18 protein-coding genes and 3 tRNA genes are annotated in these 17,881 nt (G+C 59.2%); 14 read left to right on the top strand and 7 right to left on the bottom strand.

What is annotated here, in order from left to right; translation table 11 throughout:
- The first annotated feature begins 174 nt into the window (after window positions 1–174).
- From AC56DI_RS18030 to AC56DI_RS18015, 4 genes are read left to right on the top strand one after another with little or no spacing between them, the layout of a single operon-like run.
- Window positions 175–612, top strand: coding sequence for a thermonuclease family protein (locus tag AC56DI_RS18030; RefSeq protein WP_496347362.1), 438 nt, complete (start codon window positions 175–177; stop codon window positions 610–612).
- 17 nt (window positions 613–629) lie between these two features.
- The gene (locus AC56DI_RS18025) at window positions 630–1,259 is read left to right on the top strand and encodes a DUF1780 domain-containing protein (RefSeq protein ID WP_496347361.1); all 630 of its coding nucleotides are present in this window, start codon (window positions 630–632) and stop codon (window positions 1,257–1,259) included.
- Complete coding sequence (locus AC56DI_RS18020; RefSeq protein ID WP_496347360.1) at window positions 1,256–1,750, top strand: MOSC domain-containing protein; 495 nt, start codon at window positions 1,256–1,258, stop codon at window positions 1,748–1,750. The genes AC56DI_RS18025 and AC56DI_RS18020 overlap by 4 nt, the downstream gene beginning before the upstream one ends.
- Before the next feature lie 42 nt (window positions 1,751–1,792).
- Window positions 1,793–1,966 (top strand): DUF3094 family protein, encoded by a 174-nt coding sequence (locus AC56DI_RS18015; protein ID WP_496347359.1) that lies wholly within the window; start codon window positions 1,793–1,795, stop codon window positions 1,964–1,966.
- A 79-nt stretch (window positions 1,967–2,045) separates the two neighbouring features.
- Here AC56DI_RS18015 and AC56DI_RS18010 read toward each other — a convergent pair.
- The 3 genes from AC56DI_RS18010 to AC56DI_RS18000 form a co-directional block, all read right to left on the bottom strand.
- A tRNA-Lys gene (locus AC56DI_RS18010) sits at window positions 2,046–2,121 on the bottom strand.
- 5 nt (window positions 2,122–2,126) lie between these two features.
- Window positions 2,127–2,203: transfer RNA gene (locus AC56DI_RS18005), tRNA-Pro, on the bottom strand.
- 9 nt (window positions 2,204–2,212) lie between these two features.
- Window positions 2,213–2,288 (bottom strand) — tRNA-Asn (locus AC56DI_RS18000).
- A 206-nt stretch (window positions 2,289–2,494) separates the two neighbouring features.
- Here AC56DI_RS18000 and AC56DI_RS17995 point away from each other — a divergent pair.
- Together AC56DI_RS17995 and AC56DI_RS17990 are read left to right on the top strand one after the other, a co-directional pair.
- The gene (locus AC56DI_RS17995) at window positions 2,495–4,903 is read left to right on the top strand and encodes a DUF1631 domain-containing protein (protein WP_496347358.1); all 2,409 of its coding nucleotides are present in this window, start codon (window positions 2,495–2,497) and stop codon (window positions 4,901–4,903) included.
- Window positions 4,904–4,912: 9 nt separating this feature from the next.
- Window positions 4,913–5,245 carry a PilZ domain-containing protein gene (locus AC56DI_RS17990; RefSeq protein ID WP_496347357.1) on the top strand — a complete coding sequence of 111 codons (333 nt, stop codon included), beginning with the start codon at window positions 4,913–4,915 and terminating at the stop codon, window positions 5,243–5,245.
- 58 nt (window positions 5,246–5,303) lie between these two features.
- On the opposite strand, the gene clpB is transcribed toward AC56DI_RS17990, so the two are convergent.
- The 3 genes from clpB to rluD all read right to left on the bottom strand — a co-directional run bounded on the left by clpB (window position 5,304) and on the right by rluD (window position 9,709).
- Window positions 5,304–7,868 carry an ATP-dependent chaperone ClpB gene (clpB, locus tag AC56DI_RS17985; RefSeq protein ID WP_496347356.1) on the bottom strand — a complete coding sequence of 855 codons (2,565 nt, stop codon included), beginning with the start codon at window positions 7,866–7,868 and terminating at the stop codon, window positions 5,304–5,306.
- A 147-nt stretch (window positions 7,869–8,015) separates the two neighbouring features.
- The gene (pgeF, locus tag AC56DI_RS17980) at window positions 8,016–8,747 is read right to left on the bottom strand and encodes a peptidoglycan editing factor PgeF (protein WP_496347355.1); all 732 of its coding nucleotides are present in this window, start codon (window positions 8,745–8,747) and stop codon (window positions 8,016–8,018) included.
- A complete protein-coding gene (gene rluD / locus AC56DI_RS17975) occupies window positions 8,747–9,709 on the bottom strand; it encodes a 23S rRNA pseudouridine(1911/1915/1917) synthase RluD (RefSeq protein WP_496347354.1) in 963 nt (320 codons plus the stop codon). Before rluD ends, pgeF begins: the two co-directional genes overlap by 1 nt.
- Before the next feature lie 146 nt (window positions 9,710–9,855).
- Here rluD and AC56DI_RS17970 point away from each other — a divergent pair, with 146 nt between their 5' ends.
- The 4 genes from AC56DI_RS17970 to AC56DI_RS17955 all read left to right on the top strand — a co-directional run bounded on the left by AC56DI_RS17970 (window position 9,856) and on the right by AC56DI_RS17955 (window position 14,157).
- Complete coding sequence (locus AC56DI_RS17970; protein WP_496347353.1) at window positions 9,856–10,869, top strand: outer membrane protein assembly factor BamD; 1,014 nt, start codon at window positions 9,856–9,858, stop codon at window positions 10,867–10,869.
- A 132-nt stretch (window positions 10,870–11,001) separates the two neighbouring features.
- A complete protein-coding gene (locus AC56DI_RS17965) occupies window positions 11,002–11,232 on the top strand; it encodes a PP0621 family protein (RefSeq protein ID WP_496347352.1) in 231 nt (76 codons plus the stop codon).
- A complete protein-coding gene (locus AC56DI_RS17960; protein WP_496347351.1) occupies window positions 11,174–12,817 on the top strand; it encodes a sensor histidine kinase in 1,644 nt (547 codons plus the stop codon). The genes AC56DI_RS17965 and AC56DI_RS17960 overlap by 59 nt, the downstream gene beginning before the upstream one ends.
- A 2-nt stretch (window positions 12,818–12,819) precedes the next feature.
- Window positions 12,820–14,157: a sigma-54-dependent transcriptional regulator gene (locus AC56DI_RS17955; RefSeq protein WP_496347350.1), complete on the top strand. Its 1,338-nt coding sequence runs from the start codon at window positions 12,820–12,822 to the stop codon at window positions 14,155–14,157.
- Window positions 14,158–14,220: 63 nt separating this feature from the next.
- Here AC56DI_RS17955 and thiO read toward each other — a convergent pair whose 3' ends face one another.
- Window positions 14,221–15,330, bottom strand: coding sequence for a glycine oxidase ThiO (gene thiO, locus AC56DI_RS17950; RefSeq protein ID WP_496347349.1), 1,110 nt, complete (start codon window positions 15,328–15,330; stop codon window positions 14,221–14,223).
- Window positions 15,331–15,390: 60 nt separating this feature from the next.
- Between thiO and AC56DI_RS17945 the strand changes: the two genes are divergently transcribed.
- The 4 genes from AC56DI_RS17945 to AC56DI_RS17930 all read left to right on the top strand — a co-directional run bounded on the left by AC56DI_RS17945 (window position 15,391) and on the right by AC56DI_RS17930 (window position 17,872).
- A complete protein-coding gene (locus AC56DI_RS17945) occupies window positions 15,391–15,891 on the top strand; it encodes a GspH/FimT family pseudopilin (RefSeq protein WP_496347348.1) in 501 nt (166 codons plus the stop codon).
- Between the two features lie 94 nt (window positions 15,892–15,985).
- A complete protein-coding gene (locus AC56DI_RS17940; RefSeq protein WP_496347347.1) occupies window positions 15,986–16,504 on the top strand; it encodes a GspH/FimT family pseudopilin in 519 nt (172 codons plus the stop codon).
- Window positions 16,494–17,069 (top strand): type IV pilus modification protein PilV, encoded by a 576-nt coding sequence (gene pilV / locus AC56DI_RS17935; protein WP_496347346.1) that lies wholly within the window; start codon window positions 16,494–16,496, stop codon window positions 17,067–17,069. The genes AC56DI_RS17940 and pilV overlap by 11 nt, the downstream gene beginning before the upstream one ends.
- On the top strand, window positions 17,066–17,872 hold the full coding sequence (locus tag AC56DI_RS17930; protein ID WP_496347345.1) for a PilW family protein: 807 nt from the start codon (window positions 17,066–17,068) through the stop codon (window positions 17,870–17,872). The genes pilV and AC56DI_RS17930 overlap by 4 nt, the downstream gene beginning before the upstream one ends.
- Window positions 17,873–17,881 lie beyond the last annotated feature (9 nt).

Here is a 17,881-nt window from a genome sequence, read left to right as displayed (position 1 = left end):
AATATCGCCATGAGCCAAACACAATAGCCAACCGAATGCACCAGCTTCACTCGCAGAAACACTGCAGCCCCAGTCTATACAGCACCCACCGACACCACCTGCGGCCCGATGCCGCTGCCCAAGGCCCCTGCAATCCGCTAGAGTCGCCACCCGTTTATCCTTGGCCCTCTGCCCTTGCCCCCTTACTTCCTGCGCCTCACCCTTCTGGCTTGCCTGTTTCACCCCACCACCCTCTGGGCTCTCGAACCTGCAATCTTCGGCAATGTCCGCATTGATGAAGTCAGCAGCATTTATGATGGCGATACCTTACGCGTGACTATTCGCGCCTGGCCCGCGGTCGCCGGGCAACGCGTGCCGGTGCGGGTGCATGGCATTGATACGCCAGAGATGCGCGACAAGCGTCCCCGCGTGCGTGAACTGGCCCGTCGCGCCAAACAGTTCAGTGTCAGTCGGCTGCGTAGCGGTAAGCGCATCGAATTGCGCCAGATCCGCCGCGACAAATACTTCCGCCTGCTTGCCGAAGTCTGGATTGACGGCCACAGCCTGGGCGACGAGCTAATCAAGGCCGGCCTGGCAAAGGCCTACACCGGGGGTACCAAAAGCCCCTGGTAGCAGATTAAGCTGCAACCATGGATGACTCCGACTACCTGCGCCTGCTGACCCAGCAAGCCGAACAGGCCAACACCTTTCTCTCCAACGCGCGCAAATGGGAACGTGAGCGCTGGGTTTGCCAGCGCCTGCTGCAAGGGCTAAACGTACCCAACCGCCTGGAAGAATTCAGCAGCGCCGCACAGGAACCGCCCGATGTGCAGTTTCGTGATGCCAACTTCGAAGTGTTTTTCGTCCTAGATGAAGGTCGCCGCCTGAATGACGAATGGCGCGCCGAAGCCGAGCGCCGGCGCAGCGCCTTCACCTTGAGCCAGTTAGTGCGACGCGAAGCGAAACCGCGGCGTATTTCCGCCGGCGATCTGCTCAAACACCTAGCTCCAACCCTGCACAAGAAGGCCCGCAACTACGGCGAACGCGGCATCGATCTCGGCGAACTCGACCTGCTCGCCTTTGCCAGCCTGAAGCGCTCAAGCCTGGACCTCAACAGCCACTTTCCGCCCCCGACCGAATACCTGCGCCAGGGCTGGCGCTCACTCTCGCTGGTGGGGCCGAACTTTGTCCGCATTCTATTTGCCCATGCCGACGCACCGGACTTCCTGCGCAACAACCTGGGCCGCAGCGTGCTATTCGACGTAGGCATCGGCCTGTGAAAGTGCCAGACGAATTACTCGCTGAGGTGCCACAACGCGGCCAGGTACGCTGGATCGGTGTACGCCCCAATGCTGACGAGGACATCCTCAGCCTGGAAGCCGTAGAGGCTCGTCGCGAAGCAGGACTGACAGGGGATCGCGCCCGCCCAGGCATAGGCAACGCGCGCCAAGTCACCTTGCTGCAGTGGGAGCATCTCGCGGTCATCAGCGCCTTGCTGGCACGCCCAGCAGAAAACCCCGTCAGCCCCACTGAACTGCGGCGCAATCTGGTGATCAGCGGTATCAACCTATTCAGCCTAAAAGGTCGCCGCTTCCGCATCGGCCAGGCCATTTTGCAAACCACCGGCTGGTGCCACCCATGCGCCAAGCTGGAAGCACGCTTGGGGCCTGGCAGCTTTCAAGCCATCCGCGGCCACGGCGGCATCACCGCCCGCGTGCTGCACGGCGGCATTATTCGACTGAATGACGGAGTCGAAGTCGAGCCACTCTGAATCGCTGGTCTAAACTCCGAGCAAGCCAGAGCGAGAGCCGCCATGTCCAGCCGCCTAAACCCCGAAGATCAACAACGCGTATCCGATTACCTGAGCGCACCGCAGCATCAAATTGAGCGCCAACCCTTTCGGCCATGGCGCTTGCTTACTGTGGTGCTGGTGATCGTTATTGGTCTGGGGCTACTAAGTCGACTGCTCAGCACCTTGGTGCACTGAGCCACAGCCGCTTAACAAGGCGCTAGCGCCAAACGCAGGACAAAAAAAAGCCCTGGTTTTTCAACCAGGGCTTCTTTAATGGTGGGTCGTGTGGGATTCGAACCTACGACCAATTGGTTAAAAGCCAACTGCTCTACCAACTGAGCTAACGACCCAAAAATGGTCGGGGTAAGGGGATTCGAACTCCTGACATCCTGCTCCCAAAGCAGGCGCGCTACCGGACTGCGCTATACCCCGGTGAAAGTTTGGCTCCACGACCTGGACTCGAACCAGGGACCCAGTGATTAACAGTCACTTGCTCTACCAACTGAGCTATCGCGGAACTAATTACTTCCATCTCAGCTCCGTTTGGCGTCTCCGCTTTCCCGTATCTGAGGCGCGCCATTTTACGGATTTAGAAACACCTGTCAACACCTATTTTTGTAATTAAGACAATGCTTTGCAGGTTGCTGGCCTACTGCTATATCTTCTCTTTAATTGTGATCACAGCAGGGTGCGTAGGGCGAGAGTCTCTAGCAAGGAACGTCAATGAGTAATCAGCCGCCATCAACACCCACATCCGCTCAACCTTCCACACTGGCAAGCCGCGGCATCCAGCCTCGTTTTGGCGAGTTGATGCAGGGCTGCCATAAACTGGTGATGAACCGTTTGGCCGAGCACCTGGGCGGTGTTTTCGGCCATGTCGATGACACGCTATTTGAATGCGCCGAGAAAGCCGAAAACAACCAGGTGCAAACGCTGTTCTTCGACAGCATGCGCGACATCCGCAAACAGCGAGCCCAGATCGAACGCACCTATCACCAGCACATCGCCCAGAGCTTTGCCGATTTCATCGACGGCAAACTGCAGCCCAGCAACCAACCGGGCCAACTGGACGCTGAAAAGCTGTCACTGGTGCAAAACGAGGACTACGAAGAAAGCCTGCTCGTGACCAATATGTCCAGCCGGGTGAAGACCCGCTGCGCGCAGTCGCTATTTGCCCTAGAGCAACGCCTGGCACTGTTGAACAACGGCAAGAAGCTCAGCGAAGACAGCAACCCCTTCGGCCCCCAGGCCATCGCCCAGACATTCCGCGACGCCCTGACACCAACGCCCTTCCCGCTGCGAATCAAGACGATCCTTTATATGCTGTTCGACCAGCATATGATGCAGAACCTCGACAGCCTTTATGAAGCCCTGAACCAGCGCCTGATCGAAGCCGGCGTACTGCCCAACCTTAAATACACCGCACAGCGCGCCAGCAGCCGCCCACGCCCAGCATCCAGCGGCGCACCTGAGGCAACCCCGCCCCCCCCTGACGAGCACACCAGCGCAGCGCTGCCTGCCCACAATCAGGCATACAACGCGCCTTCACCAGGACAAGCAGGAGTAAAGGCCGGCAGCGCCAGCGTTCCGCACGCTCAGGCACCGTACCAAGCGGCTGATCCTGGCGACCTCAGCGGACCGCCCTCCAGCGATCCAGCCGTACTCTTCAGCGGCCTGGCCACACTATTAAGCGAACACCGCCAACACGATATTGATGCCCCCCTGCTCGGCGGCACCCGAAGCATTGCCAGCTTTGCTCCGCGTGATGCAACCCGTACCTACAGCGCCAACGAACTGCTCGACGCACTCAATCGCCTGCAACAACAATCGGCCAGCGACCTCAGCCTGCGCTTGCACAAGCCGCAAGCGGTGGAGGGCCTTAAAGCCGACCTGCAACAACAGCTAGAAAGTCACAGCAGCCTCCCCGGCCAGCAAAAACTGTCCGACCAGGAAGCCGATGTGATCGACCTGGTGGGCATGCTGTTCGACTTCATCCTCGACGACGACAACCTACCCGACAATTGCAAGACCGCACTGTCACACCTGCACACGCCTTATTTGAAAGTGGCTCTACAGGACAAAGCCCTGTTCACCCAACACCATCACCCCGCCCGCCGCCTGCTCAATGCCATGGCCCAGGCTGGCGTGCTGTATGGCGGCGAGGGTGATGAACGCGGCCTGCTGGCAAAAATGCAGTGGGTGGTTGAGCGTGTCATCCATGGCTTTGCCGGCGATCTGCTACTGTTTGAAACCCTGCTGGACGAATTCAACGAATATGCGGCCACCCTGCAGCATAAAGTCGAATTGCGTGAGCGCCGGGCCGTAGAAGCAGCCAAAGGCCGCGACAAACTGTTGGGCGCACGCCAACTGGCGATCGACGTGGTTGCCACCGCCCTGAGCGAACGCACCCCGCCTGCGATTATCCGCAACTTCCTGGAACTGACCTGGGCCGATGTTTTGGTCTTTGTCCTCCTACGCCACGGCGAACGCAGCGAAGAATGGCAACGGGCCAGTGAAGTGGCCGAACAACTGGCCTGGAGCGGCACACCACTAGACGCCAGCGGCCGCGAGCGCCTGTCAGGCCTGCGTATCACCTTGCTGGAAGACCTGCGCAAAGGCCTAGAGCTGCTGGGCGGTTACCACGAGGACGGCATTCGCCGCCTATTGCAGGACATCGTCGCCTGCCAGCACGCTGTACAGGCCAAACAGCCACTGATTGCAGCTAAATTGAATCCAACCCTGCCCACCAGCCCCCTAGGCGCCATGCTCGGTGAAGACGCCGACCTGGCCACCAGCGCCCCGCGCGCCAGTGGTTTGTCGGCCCGCGCGCAACTGCTGGTTAAAGAGCTGGAAAGCATTGAGTTCGGCACCTGGTTCGAGTTTGTTATCAATGGCGCACCTCGCGAGCTCAAGCTCTCGTGGTTCAGCCCCACCACCCGCAACTACATGTTTGTTGACCACAGCGGCCAGCGCGTCGCCATCAAACCGCTGACCTTGCTGGCCAGCGAGATGGAACAAGGCCTGGCCCGCATCATTACCCCTGAGCGCGCCGGCCCGCTGGTCGACCGTGCCCTCAATGCCATCTACCGCGTCCTGCAGCGCTTTACCGGCCGCACGGCCGATGCCACCTAAGGAGCCCCCATGGATGATCGTCGTCAGCTCAGCCGCCATCACACCGAGCTGCAGCTGGAAGTCTTCGACTGCAACAACGGGCAATGCCTGGGACGTGTCGTTGACCTTTCCGGCGATGGCTTTATGCTCTTCAGCGAGACGCCCGTAAACGCCGACTCGGTCTGGGACCTGCGATTGGTCAGCGCCCAGCCAGTGGATGGCGTCAACGAAGTGCATCTTGGCGCCGACTGCCTGTGGAGCCGGCCCGGTGCCGACGGCCAGCACTGCTGGAGCGGCTTCCATATCATTGATCTGGCCGACGACCAAAGCGCAGCGCTGGACGTGCTCTTGCAGCACCTTTAACCCGCACACAAAAAAGCCCCGCAGTCAGACTGCGGGGCTTTTTTTGTTTTTCATGGCATTAGCTGAAAACAATCTCGTCGTTCTCAACCTTGGCCACTACCTGGCTACCGGGGGCAAACTTGCCCGCCAGAATCAGCTGCGCAAGTGGGTTTTCGATCCAACGCTGAATCGCTCGTTTCAACGGCCGTGCACCATAAATCGGGTCGTAACCCACGGCAATCAGCTTATCCAGCGCCTCGTCACTCAATTGCAGATCAAGCTCACGCTCCACCAGGCGCTTGCACAGGCGCGCCAACTGGATCTTGGCAATGCCGGCAATTTGATCACGGGCCAGCGGCTCGAAAATCACCACTTCGTCGATACGGTTGATGAACTCCGGACGGAAATGTGCACCGACCGCATCCATTACCGCCGCGCGCTGAGCCTCGCGATCACCGACCAGCTCCTGAATCTGCACCGAGCCCAAGTTGGACGTCATCACGATCACGGTATTACGGAAATCCACCGTACGCCCGTGGCTGTCCGTCAGGCGACCATCTTCCAGCACCTGCAGCAGCACGTTGAACACGTCCGGGTGGGCCTTTTCAACCTCATCCAGCAGCACCACCGAGTACGGCTTGCGACGCACAGCTTCAGTCAGGTAGCCACCCTCTTCGTAGCCGACATAACCCGGCGGCGCACCGATCAGGCGGGCCACCGAGTGTTTCTCCATAAACTCGGACATGTCGATGCGCACCAGCGCCTCCTCGGTATCGAAGAGGAACTCGGCCAGCGCCTTACACAGCTCGGTCTTACCCACCCCGGTAGGGCCGAGGAACAGGAACGAACCACTCGGCCGATCCGGATCGGATAACCCAGCACGGGAACGGCGCACGGCATTGGACACTGCCACCACCGCTTCTTCCTGACCGATCACACGCTGATGCAGCAGACCTTCCATTTTCAGCAGCTTGTCGCGCTCGCCTTCGAGCATTTTCGACACTGGAATACCGGTCCACTTCGACACCACCTCGGCAATTTCTTCCTCGGTGACCTTGCTACGCAGCAGCTGGTTCTCGGTCTTGCCGTGCTGATCGACCATTTGCAGGCTGCGCTCAAGGTCTGGAATGATGCCGTACTGCAACTCAGCCATGCGGCTCAAATCACCCTTGCGCCGCGCCGCCTCCAGCTCCTGGCGAGACTGCTCGATCTTCTGCTGGATCTGCGCCGAACCTTGCACCTCGGCCTTTTCTGACTTCCAGATTTCTTCGAGGTCGGCGTACTCGCGCTCCAGGCGAGCGATTTCTTCCTTGAGTTTTTCCAGGCGCTTGATGGCCGCTTCGTCGTCTTCCTTCTTCAGGGCCTGACTCTCAACCTTGAGCTGAATCAGACGCCGCTCCAGACGATCAAGCACCTCAGGCTTGGAGTCGATTTCCATCCGAATGCGACTGGCAGCCTCATCGATCAGGTCGATGGCCTTGTCCGGCAACTGGCGGTCGGTGATATAGCGATGGCTGAGCTTGGCCGCAGCAATGATCGCGCCGTCGGTGATCGCCACCTTGTGGTGCACTTCATAGCGCTCCTTCAGGCCGCGCAGAATAGCGATGGTGTCCTCTTCGCTCGGCTCGTCCACCAGCACTTTCTGGAAACGGCGCTCCAGAGCGGCGTCCTTTTCGATGTACTGACGGTATTCGTCCAGGGTCGTGGCGCCCACGCAATGCAACTCGCCACGGGCCAGAGCCGGCTTGAGCATGTTGCCGGCATCCATGGAGCCCTCGGCCTTGCCAGCGCCGACCATGGTGTGAATTTCGTCGATAAACAGAATGACTCGGCCTTCCTGCTTGCCCAGTTCATTGAGCACCGCCTTCAGGCGCTCCTCAAATTCACCGCGGAACTTGGCCCCGGCAATCAGCGCGCCCATATCCAGCGACAACACGCGCTTGTCGCGCAGACCATCGGGCACTTCACCGTTGACGATGCGCTGAGCCAGGCCTTCGACGATGGCGGTCTTACCCACGCCAGGCTCGCCAATCAATACCGGATTGTTCTTGGTGCGGCGCTGCAATACCTGGATGGTGCGGCGGATTTCATCGTCACGACCGATCACCGGATCGAGCTTGCCGTCCTCGGCACGCTTGGTCAGGTCGACGGTGTATTTGTCCAGAGCCTGACGCGACTCTTCGGCATTCGAGTCGTTTACCGCCTCGCCACCGCGCAGGTTGTTCACTGCGTTTTCCAGGGCCTTCTTGCTCACACCTTGCGCCAGCAGCAGCTTGCCCAGTTTGGTGTTCTCATCCAGGGCCGCCAGCAGCACCAGCTCGCTGGAGATGAACTGATCACCCTTTTGCTGCGACAGGCGATCAGCCTGATTGAGCAGGCGCGCCAAATCCTGGGACAGATTCACATCGCCCGTGGGGTTCTGGATTTTCGGCAGTTGATCCAGCTCTTTGCTCAGGGCCTGACGCAGGCCCGCCACATCGAAGCCGACTTGCATCAACAGCGGCTTGAGCGAGCCACCTTGTTGTTCAAGCAACGCCTGAAGCAAATGCACCGGCTCAATCGCCGGGTGGTCGTGGCCCACAGCCACGGACTGGGCGTCTGACAGTGCCAACTGCAACTTACTGGTTAAACGATCAATACGCATGATTTCATCCTTTCTGTTGAAGGGCGGGGCCGCTGCAATGCACACAGCTCTGACGAAAGCCCGCCTGATTACAAACTAGATGAGGATGATTCTGGGCGATTCAAGGCCAGCAGCCTTGATACAGATCAGCAGTCGCGCGGTGACTGCCTAGTCCAGCCAGACCAGCGAGGCGAAGCGCCCCGTGCGCGCGGCACGCCGATAGGAATAAAAGCGTGGATCACTGACGGTGCAAAAGCCGCCGCCGTACACCGAGGACACGCCACAAGCGGCCAGACGCAGGCGCGCCAAGGCATAGATGTCCGCCATAAAGCGCCCGGCATTAACGCTTGGCACAAACGCGCTGACAGCCTGCGGGTGGTCGGTGAGAAAAACGTCACGCACTTCACCGCCCACTTCAAAGGCTCGCGGGCCAATGGCCGGGCCCAACCAGACCAGCACCTCGCTCGCGGGCACGGCCAGCGCGGCCAAGGTCGCCTCCAGCACCCCACCCGCCAGACCACGCCAACCGGCATGGGCCGCCGCGACACAGGTGCCGGCGCGATCACAAAACAGCACAGGCAGACAATCGGCCGTCAGCACGGCACAGGCAACACCGGTTTGGGCCGTCCAACTGGCGTCTGCTTCGGCAACGATGGCAGGATCTGCATCAGCCACCACGACGCCATGCACCTGACGCAGCCAGGCAGTCGGGCACTCAATGAGCGCGGACAGGCGCTGACGATTCTGCGTCACTGCCTGCAGATCATCTTCAACATGGTCACCCAGATTGAAGGTGTCGAACGGCGGCAGGCTGACGCCGCCAGCGCGCGTAGTCACGCAGGCCTTGACCCGCGCCGGCGCCGGCCAGTCAGGCAACAACCAATCAGCCGCCGGCGTCATCAGCCGATGAACGCTTCGCGATCCTGACGCAGCAGCGTCAGCAACCAGACGAAGTCATCCGGCAGTGGCGACTCCCACTTCATGCGTTGCCCGGTGGTCGGATGTTCCAACTCTAGGAAGCGCGCATGCAGGGCCTGGCGCGGGAAGTCCTTGAGTGCCTGAACCATGGTCTGGCTGGCGGCTGGTGGAATGCGGAAGCGTCCGCCGTAGGCTGGGTCGCCCACCAGCGGGAAATTGATGTGCGCCATGTGCACGCGAATCTGGTGAGTACGCCCGGTTTCCAGCTTGACCCGTGTATGGGTATGGGCACGGAAACGTTCGAGCACGCGGTAATGGCTGACTGCAGGCTTGCCGCCTTCCATCACGGCCATGCGCTGACGCTGCTGACCATGCCGGCCAATGGGCGCATTGATCTTGCCGCCGGCGGTAATCACGCCGATGACAATGGCCTCATAGATGCGGCTGACGGTGCGACTCTGCAGCTGCTCGACCAGTTTGGTCTGCGCCTGCAGGGTCTTGGCCACGACCATCAGGCCGGTAGTGTCTTTGTCCAGGCGATGGACGATGCCGGCGCGCGGCACATTAATAATGTCCGGCACATGGTGCAGCAGGGCATTCAGCAGCGTGCCATCCTGATGGCCCACTGCCGGATGCACGACCAGGCCGGCAGGCTTGTTGATCACCAGAATCTGGTCGTCTTCATAGACGATATCCAGCTCAATGTCCTGGGCGATCCACTCGCCCTGGGCTTCCTGCTCGGCGCTAAGCGCCAGAACAGCGCCACCATGGACGATATCGCGCGGGCGCAAAACAGCCCCATCAACGGTCAGATGACCGTCCTTGATCCAGCTGGACAGGCGCGAACGGGAATACTCATCGAAGAGCTGAGCGGCGATTTGATCGAGACGCTGGCCACCGAGTTCACTGGGAACCTCGGCGCTATGTTGAATGATTTCAGGCATGGGCTGCTGCAGAGGGCGCGGAGCCTTTGGTTTCGGCTGCGCGCTTGTGGTTAAATACGGCGTCTTTGTCCCGGCATTTCGGGACGCCCATCATAACAGGACGACTGCGCTCAAGACAGCCAGCCGTCACAGGGACGCAAGCCGCCATGCAAGTGAAACACCTGCTGCTGATCGCCATCCTCGGACTCACCGCCGCCTGTTCGTCCAATGACACCGTTGACGAAAACCTCAGCGAAACCGAACTGTACCAGCAGGCGCAGGACGACCTGGACACCAGCAGCTACAGCAGCGCCGTGAGCAAGCTCAAGGCCCTGGAGTCGCGCTACCCGTTCGGCCGCTATGCCGAACAGGCGCAGTTAAACCTGATCTACGCCTACTACAAGAATATGGAGCCGGAAGCTGCCAAGTCGGCTGCCGAGCGCTTCATCCGCCTGCACCCGCAGGACCCAAACGTCGACTACGCCTATTACCTCAAAGGCCTGACCTCGTTTGACCAGGACCGCGGCATCATGGCGCGCTTCCTACCATTGGACATGACCAAGCGCGACCCTGGCGCTGCCCGCGACTCCTTCAACGAATTCGCACAGTTGACCAGCCGCTACCCCAATAGCCGCTACTCGCCCGATGCCAAGAACCGCATGGTGTACCTGCGCAACTTGCTGGCCGCCTATGAAGTGCACGTTGGCCACTACTATATCCAGCGCCAGGCTTACGTTGCCGCCGCCAACCGCGGTCGCTACGTGGTGGAAAACTTCCAGGAAACCCCGGCTGTGGCCGACGGCCTGGCACTGATGGTCGAGTCTTACCAGCGCCTGGGCATGACCGACCTGGCAGCTACCAGCCTTGACCTGCTCAAGCAGAACTACCCTGATTCGCCGTTTCTGGTCGACGGCCAGTTCGTGCCCAGCGAAGCCGAAGCCGACAACCGCAGCTGGCTGAGCAAGGCCACCCTCGGCCTGCTGGAAAGCGACGCCCCACTGCCACCTGGCCAGACCCGCGCCAGCCAGGACGTAATCCGCCAGTACGAAAATGCCGAGGAAGAAATCCCCGACGAACTGCAGCCGGAAAACCAGGACGACGCCGCTGATGACGAGTCCGCCAGCGACGACAGCACCGACCGCTCGGCCTGGAGTTACATGACCTTCGGCATGTTCGACTGACCGTCCTCGCGCAATAAAAAAGGGAGGCCACTGGCCTCCCTTTTTTGTTCAGACGGCCAATCACGCTCGACGCCCCTGTGCTGACACCCCGCCGACCGCTAAACTCGGGGTTTTCGCCAAAATGAGATCGCCATGCTGCTTCGTCTGTTGTTTACGCTGGCCCTCCTGGGTGCCTTGATCTGGTTCTGGCGCCGCAGTCGCCGCGCCAACACCCGCCCACCACAGGGCGAACCCAGCAGCGAAACCATGGTCCGCTGCGCCCGCTGCGACATCCACCTGCCGCAGCGCCTCGCCCTGCAACAGCATGACCACTGGTACTGCTGCCAGGACCACCTGCAACAAGGCCCTGCAACGCGTGAGTAATGAAACCATCCCCCTAAGCAGCAACCAGGGCCTGCGCATCCTGCGCCTGTCGCACCTGTACCGCCTGATCATCGGCATAGCCCTGGTGGTGCTGATCTCCAGCGACATTGATGAGCAGGTACTCGACCTCGCCAACAGCTCGCTGTTTCGCTATGTCAGCTGGGCCTATCTGGGCTGCAACCTGCTGTTCGCTGCCTGGGTACGCAACCCCACTCATCTCCTGCAGGTGTTTACGGTCGCCCTGCTTGATGTGCTGCTGCTCTCGGCACTGTTCTACGCTGCAGGCGGCAGCCCGAGTGGTCTGGGCAACCTGCTGATCGTGGCCGTAGCGATTGCCAACATCCTGCTGCGCGGCCGCATCGGCCTGTTGATCGCTGCCGTGGCGGCCATCGGCATGATCTACCTGACCTTCTACCAGAGCATCAGCCGCCCGGCCGCCGCCAACCAGTACCTGCAAGCCGGCGCCCTCGGCGCCCTGTGCTTCGCCGCTGCAATCGTACTGCAGGGCCTGACCCGCCGCCTGCAATTGAGCGAAAGCCTGGCCGCCCAGCGCGCCGCCGATGTGGCCAACCTGGAAGCCCTCAACAGCTTGATTTTGCAGCGCATGCGCACCGGCATCCTGCTGCTCGACAACCAACACCGCGTGCTACTGGCCAACCCTGGCGCCCTGAGCCTGCTGGGCCACGAGTCACTGCAAGGCAAGGTGCTTGATCCGCACTGCATCGAGCTGGTCAAGCGCCTGCAACAATGGCGAATCAACCCGAGCATGCGCCCGCAAAGCATGCAGGCCTTGAGCAACGGCCCACTGTTACAACCGAGTTTTGTGCACATGCAACGCGGCGAGAAAATCGACACCCTGGTGTTTCTCGACGACATCTCGCAGATCGCCCAGCAGGCACAGCAGTTGAAACTGGCCTCCCTTGGCCGCCTGACCGCCGGCATAGCCCACGAAATTCGCAACCCGCTGGGCGCCATCAGCCATGCGGCACAACTGCTGCAAGAATCGGAAGAGCTACCCAGCAGCGACCGGCGCCTGGCGCAAATCATCCAGGACCATTCGCGAAGGATGAACCTGGTGATTGAGAACGTGCTGCAGCTGTCGCGGCGGCGCCAGGCCGAACCGCAATTGCTCGACCTCAAGTACTGGCTGCACCGCTTCGCCAGCGAGTTCCGCCACAACCTACCCGAACAACAAACCCTGCACCTGAAAACCTGCAGCGGCAGCCTGCAAACCCGAATGGACCCGCACCAACTGACCCAGGTGCTGACCAACCTGGTACAGAACGGCCTGCGCTACAGCAGCCAGTGCCACCCGCAAGGCCAGGTGTGGCTCGACCTGTTTCGTGACCCCGTTAGCGACCTGCCGGTGCTCGAAGTGTTGGATGATGGCCCTGGCGTACCGGACGAACAGCTGCAGAATATATTTGAGCCGTTCTATACCACCGACAACAAAGGCACCGGCCTGGGCCTGTATATTTCCCGCGAGCTGTGCGAGAGCAATCAGGCCCGCCTGGACTACCAGCGCCGCCAGAGCGGCGGCAGTTGCTTGCGCATCACCTTCGCCCATTCACGCAAACTGAGCTAATCATGAGCCGGCAGAGAGCCCTGATCGTCGACGACGAACCCGATATCCGCGAGCTGCTGGAAATCACCCTCGGCCGCATGAAGCTCGACACCCGCAGCGCCCGCAACGTCAAGGAAGCCCGCGACTGGCTGGCTCGCGAGCCGTTCGACCTGTGCCTGACCGACATGCGACTGCCCGATGGCACCGGCATGGAGCTGGTACAGCACATTCAGCAGCGCTACCCCCACGTACCGGTTGCCATGATCACCGCCTACGGCAGCCTGGACACCGCCATAACCGCGCTGAAAACCGGCGCCTTCGACTTCCTCACCAAGCCGGTCGACCTCACCCGCCTGCGCGAGCTGGTCAACACCGCCCTGCGCCTGAGCACGAGCGACAGTGACGAACGCCCGGTAGACGACCGCCTGCTCGGCGATTCCCCACCGATGCGCACCCTGCGCGGGCAAATTGGCAAACTCGCACGCAGCCAGGCGCCCGTGTATATCAGCGGTGAATCGGGCAGCGGCAAAGAGTTGGTGGCACGCCTGATCCACGAACAAGGGCCGCGTATCGACAAGCCCTTCGTTCCAGTCAACTGCGGCGCCATCCCGTCCGAGCTGATGGAAAGCGAATTTTTCGGCCACAAGAAAGGCAGCTTCACTGGCGCCATCGAAGACAAGCAGGGCCTGTTCCAGGCGGCCAACGGTGGCACCCTGTTTCTGGATGAAGTGGCCGACCTGCCCTTGCCCATGCAGGTCAAACTGCTGCGCGTTATTCAGGAAAAAGCCGTACGCAGCGTCGGCGGCCAGCAGGAAGTCGTCGTCGACGTACGCATCCTCTGCGCTACCCACAAAGACCTGGCCGCAGAAGTCGCCGCCGGACGCTTCCGCCAAGACCTCTATTACCGCCTGAATGTGATCGAACTGCGCGTGCCACCGCTGCGCGAACGCCGCGAAGACATCGGCCTACTGACCGAGCGCATGCTCGTCCGCCTCGCCCAAGGCAGCGGTCTGCCCTGCGCCAAGCTCAGCAGCGAGGCCCTAGATAAGCTGAAAAGCTACCGCTTCCCGGGCAACGTCCGCGAGCTGGAAAACATGCTCGAACGCGCCTACACCCTGTGCGAAAACGAGCATATCCAGGCCAGCGACCTGCGCCTGGCGGAAGCCAGTTGCAGTGCCGAGAGCGGCGAAGTCAGCCTCGCCGGCATCGACAACCTGGAAGATTATCTGGAGAGCGTCGAACGCAAGCTGATCGAACAAGCCCTAGAAGAAACCCGCTGGAACCGCACTGCAGCCGCCGAACGGCTCGGCATGACCTTCCGCTCCCTGCGCTACCGACTGAAAAAACTGGGCATCGACTGATAGTCGCCAGCGAGTAGCCCGGATCAGCGCAGCGCCATCCGGGAGCTCCTTAGATAAAACCGATCAAAGCACGCCTAAACGCCCAGCCGGCGCATAAGGGGCTGGATCAACAATCGGCTCACGTCCCAGCATCAAGTCCGCCAGCAACTGGCAACTGGCCGGCGCCAACACCAAGCCATTGCGAAAATGCCCGCAGTTCAACCACAGCCCAGGGTATTCAGGCACTTCGCCGATATAGGGAATACCTTCCGGTGAGCCTGGCCGCAATCCGGCCCAATGCCCCACCACCTCGGCATCTGCCAGCGCTGGCAGCAAGGCAACCGCCGACGCCTGCAAACTGGCCAGAGCCTCGTCGGTCGGTGTTTTGTCGAAGCCCGCATATTCCAGCGTGCTGCCCACCAGAATATGGCCATCCTTGCGCGGAATGGCGTAGCGGCCGCTGGCCAACACCATGCTCGGCAGAAAATCGGCAGCGCACTTATAAAGGATCATCTGCCCCTTCACCGGCTCCACCGGCAAAGCGAGCCCAAGCTTGGCCAGCAACTCGCCACTCCAGGCACCGGCAGTCAGCACCACCTGATCCGCCTCAATCAAGCCCTGACTGGTTTCGACCCCAGAAATTCGGCCTTCATCGCGCAAAAAGCCTTGCACCGCACAATGCTCAACGAGTCGCACATTGGGCAACCGCTCCAGCTCGGCACGCAACGCTTGCACCAAACGCGGGTTACGCACATTGGCCACACCCGGCATATGCAAGCCACGCGTAAAACCATCGCCCAACGCGGATACATGCTCGCGCACCTGCGCCACATCCACCGCCAACAACTCGCGCCCTTCACGCTCAGCCCACGCCAAGGCCTCAGACTCATCCGGCAAATCCAGCCAATACAAACCGGTGACATACACCTCAGGATCAACCCCGGTGGACGCCAACAACCGCTCGCCCAACCCCGGATAAAACCCCTGCGACCAATGCGCCAGCGCGGTCACAGCAGCGCTGTAACGCCAGGGGTACAGCGGCGAAATGATACCGCCGCCGGCCCAGGAGGATTCTTGGCCGGCAGCCTGCTTATCGACAACAGCAACCATCTGCCCTGACCGAGCCAACAACAAAGCAGTAAGCAACCCCAAGGCGCCACCGCCAACAACAATTACGCGCTTAAAAGCACTCAAACTGGCATCTCCAGCAAAAACATCTTTAATCAAGAAACCCCACGGATTAGGGCGAGCATCATGCCAACAAGGAACAAGGCAGGGTTCAGCATTGCTGAACTTCTAACAACGCTTTCAATTACCTCAACCCTTGTGCTCATTGGCACACCAGTACTCAGCCGAGTGCAGGATCGAATGCAGCTATCAGGTACCTGCCAAGAGCTTTACAGCCTTATCCAGGCGGCACGCCAACAATCGATTAGCCAACAGACTCGCGTGACCTTGTGCCCACTACTGGCCAATGGCGACTGCTCTAACGATTGGCAGGCTGAACTCAGCGTATTTGCAGATCCTAATGGTAATCGCCACCTTGATGCCGATGAAGCATTGGCTAGGACGATGACCATCCCGCACAAGCTGAGCATCACCTGGCGCGGGATGGGTAGCGGCAACAGCCTACACTTCAGCAGCCAAGGGGTAACCTTTGTTAGCAATGGTACATTTAGACTGAGTATCGCCGACCAGGAGCGGCAATTGGTCGTGAGTCGCATCGGCAAGCCGCGTGTTAGCACCAGCCAATAACCGTCTACTCCCCAACTCTCGCCGAACATCCATTCAGAGTTGTCACCGCCCGAAGAGGCCCTTACCTTGCACCATACAGATAAGGGGTATTTTCATGCATGAGCAACGTGGTTTCACTCTGGTAGAACTGATGGTTACTATTGCCATCCTGGCCATTGCACTGGGCGTGGCGATACCCAATCTGACCCAATTTATTGTCAAGCAACGGGTCAACGGTCAAGCTAACGAGCTACTCAACTCTCTATCTTATGCTCGCAGCGAGGCCAGCAAGATCAACAACAACGTTGTTGTCATTCCCGTAACAAACGCCGCGACTGGATGGAGCAATGGATGGTGCGTAGGGCCATCGACCATTGCAAACTGTAACGATCCTGCCGTTCTTAAAAGCTATCCAGCCGTCACAGACGACATGATCATCACATCACCGTATCTACTAGCAACGAACAAACTGACTTTTAGGCGTGACGGAACCCTACTTTCAGGAGTTAGTGCCGAGTCGTTCAACATTACATCTGAGCGTTTGCAAGCAGCCGACAATGGTGCTCGCTGTATAATTCTTAATGCGCTGGGCAAAGCCTCGATGACCAAGGTAAACCGCGATGATGACTGCTAACAACATGCATTACTCCAAAGGCTCATCCTTAATCGAAGTATTAATCACGCTGTTAATTTTTGCCGTTGGGCTTTTGGGATTTGCCGGACTGCAGGTCAATGCATTACAAAGCACAGGTGATAGCAGTCAGCGCTCACAAGCAGTATGGATTACGCAAGAACTCGCTGAGCGAGTTCGCGCCAACTCAGCCGCCAGCAACAACGACTATACTTCCGTAGTCGTAAATTGCAGCAACCTGCCAGCACAAATTTGCGCAGATCATTACAACCCGGTTAATGGCGCAAAAGTAAACGCAACACAATGCACCCCGGCACAAATGGCAGCATTCGATATTTGGGAAGCTCAATGCCCCTACAGCGGCACAAATACCTACCAAGCTAATATCACTGCCGCCAGCGGCCGCTATAGCAGCCGAGACTATCTCTCACCACCGGTAGCGGGCACTCAGCCTCTGACCTTAAATATCTCAGGAACAAGCCTGACAATGACCTCAAACTGGTCGAGCAAAGGGGCAAGAAACTTAGCAGGTGAATCCCTTTCCTCTTCTCTGGATGTTCAAAGATGAATCATCTACCCCCCCAGCAAAGAGGTTTCAGCCTGATTGAGCTTCTAGTGGCCCTCCTAATAGGGCTCATATTGTTGCTTGCTATCAGTCAAGTCTTTCTAACAAGCCGCCAGACTTTTGCGACTAACAATGCGATGTCTAAACTGCAGGAAAATGGTCGCTTTGCATTAGAATTCATTGCACGCAGCGCGCGTCAAGCTGGTTATTTATCACCAGGCTCAACACTAAACATGCCTTACCCCGCAGAGCCCACTACCTGTGGTTTAGGCACAACAGCTAGCAACCCTTGCGCAGTTAACGGCACAGGCTCTGGCACAGCCTCAGATCAGGTGAGCTTTGCCGCTGAACCCGTGGCCATAGACGGTGCCTTGCGTGACTGCGCAGGGACTATCGTCGCGGCAAATAAAGTCATCATTAACTCATATTTCATTATTGCAGCCGACGTCAACAACCCCGAGCCCGCATTGGCATGTAGCTCATATAATCGTACTGACAATGCTTGGATTACAAAAAACCAACGCCTGATTGATGGAATAGAATCACTGCAAGTGCTTTATGGGGTAAATACAACTGGCAACTCGAAAAGCATCGATCAATTTGTCTCAGCCAATAGAGTCAGCAATTGGGCAAGCGTACTCGCTGTAAGGATTGCCGTCTTAGCCAACTCGCTGGATGACACTAGCCCTACACCTCCGCAGCGCAATTACTACTTACTAGATGCTGCTCCAGTAACACCAAACGCCGATGACAAAAAAACCAGACAAATCTTCACTACCACTGTTCACTTCAAGAACGTGTACTGAGGCAAATAT

Source organism: Pseudomonas sp. BGA-UO-ETr-WB11 (genome assembly GCF_059567785.1).
The sequence above is the reverse complement of the archived record's forward strand: the minus strand, read 5'-3'. Positions and strand labels throughout refer to the sequence as shown.

Bases quoted from the DNA above. Each gene is read 5' to 3' on its own strand.
- AC56DI_RS17930 (WP_496347345.1), top strand. From the start codon at position 17,066: ATGAATCATCTACCCCCCCAGCAAAGAGGTTTCAGCCTGATTGAGCTT.
- AC56DI_RS17955 (WP_496347350.1), top strand. From the start codon at position 12,820: ATGAGCCGGCAGAGAGCCCTGATCGTCGACGACGAACCCGATATCCGC.
- clpB (WP_496347356.1), bottom strand. From the start codon at position 7,868: ATGCGTATTGATCGTTTAACCAGTAAGTTGCAGTTGGCACTGTCAGAC.
- AC56DI_RS17945 (WP_496347348.1), top strand. From the start codon at position 15,391: ATGCCAACAAGGAACAAGGCAGGGTTCAGCATTGCTGAACTTCTAACA.
- AC56DI_RS17995 (WP_496347358.1), top strand. From the start codon at position 2,495: ATGAGTAATCAGCCGCCATCAACACCCACATCCGCTCAACCTTCCACA.
- AC56DI_RS18015 (WP_496347359.1), top strand. From the start codon at position 1,793: ATGTCCAGCCGCCTAAACCCCGAAGATCAACAACGCGTATCCGATTAC.
- AC56DI_RS17990 (WP_496347357.1), top strand. From the start codon at position 4,913: ATGGATGATCGTCGTCAGCTCAGCCGCCATCACACCGAGCTGCAGCTG.
- AC56DI_RS17960 (WP_496347351.1), top strand. From the start codon at position 11,174: ATGACCACTGGTACTGCTGCCAGGACCACCTGCAACAAGGCCCTGCAA.
- AC56DI_RS17970 (WP_496347353.1), top strand. From the start codon at position 9,856: ATGCAAGTGAAACACCTGCTGCTGATCGCCATCCTCGGACTCACCGCC.
- AC56DI_RS17965 (WP_496347352.1), top strand. From the start codon at position 11,002: ATGCTGCTTCGTCTGTTGTTTACGCTGGCCCTCCTGGGTGCCTTGATC.
- AC56DI_RS17940 (WP_496347347.1), top strand. From the start codon at position 15,986: ATGCATGAGCAACGTGGTTTCACTCTGGTAGAACTGATGGTTACTATT.
- pilV (WP_496347346.1), top strand. From the start codon at position 16,494: ATGACTGCTAACAACATGCATTACTCCAAAGGCTCATCCTTAATCGAA.
- pgeF (WP_496347355.1), bottom strand. From the start codon at position 8,747: ATGACGCCGGCGGCTGATTGGTTGTTGCCTGACTGGCCGGCGCCGGCG.
- rluD (WP_496347354.1), bottom strand. From the start codon at position 9,709: ATGCCTGAAATCATTCAACATAGCGCCGAGGTTCCCAGTGAACTCGGT.
- AC56DI_RS18025 (WP_496347361.1), top strand. From the start codon at position 630: ATGGATGACTCCGACTACCTGCGCCTGCTGACCCAGCAAGCCGAACAG.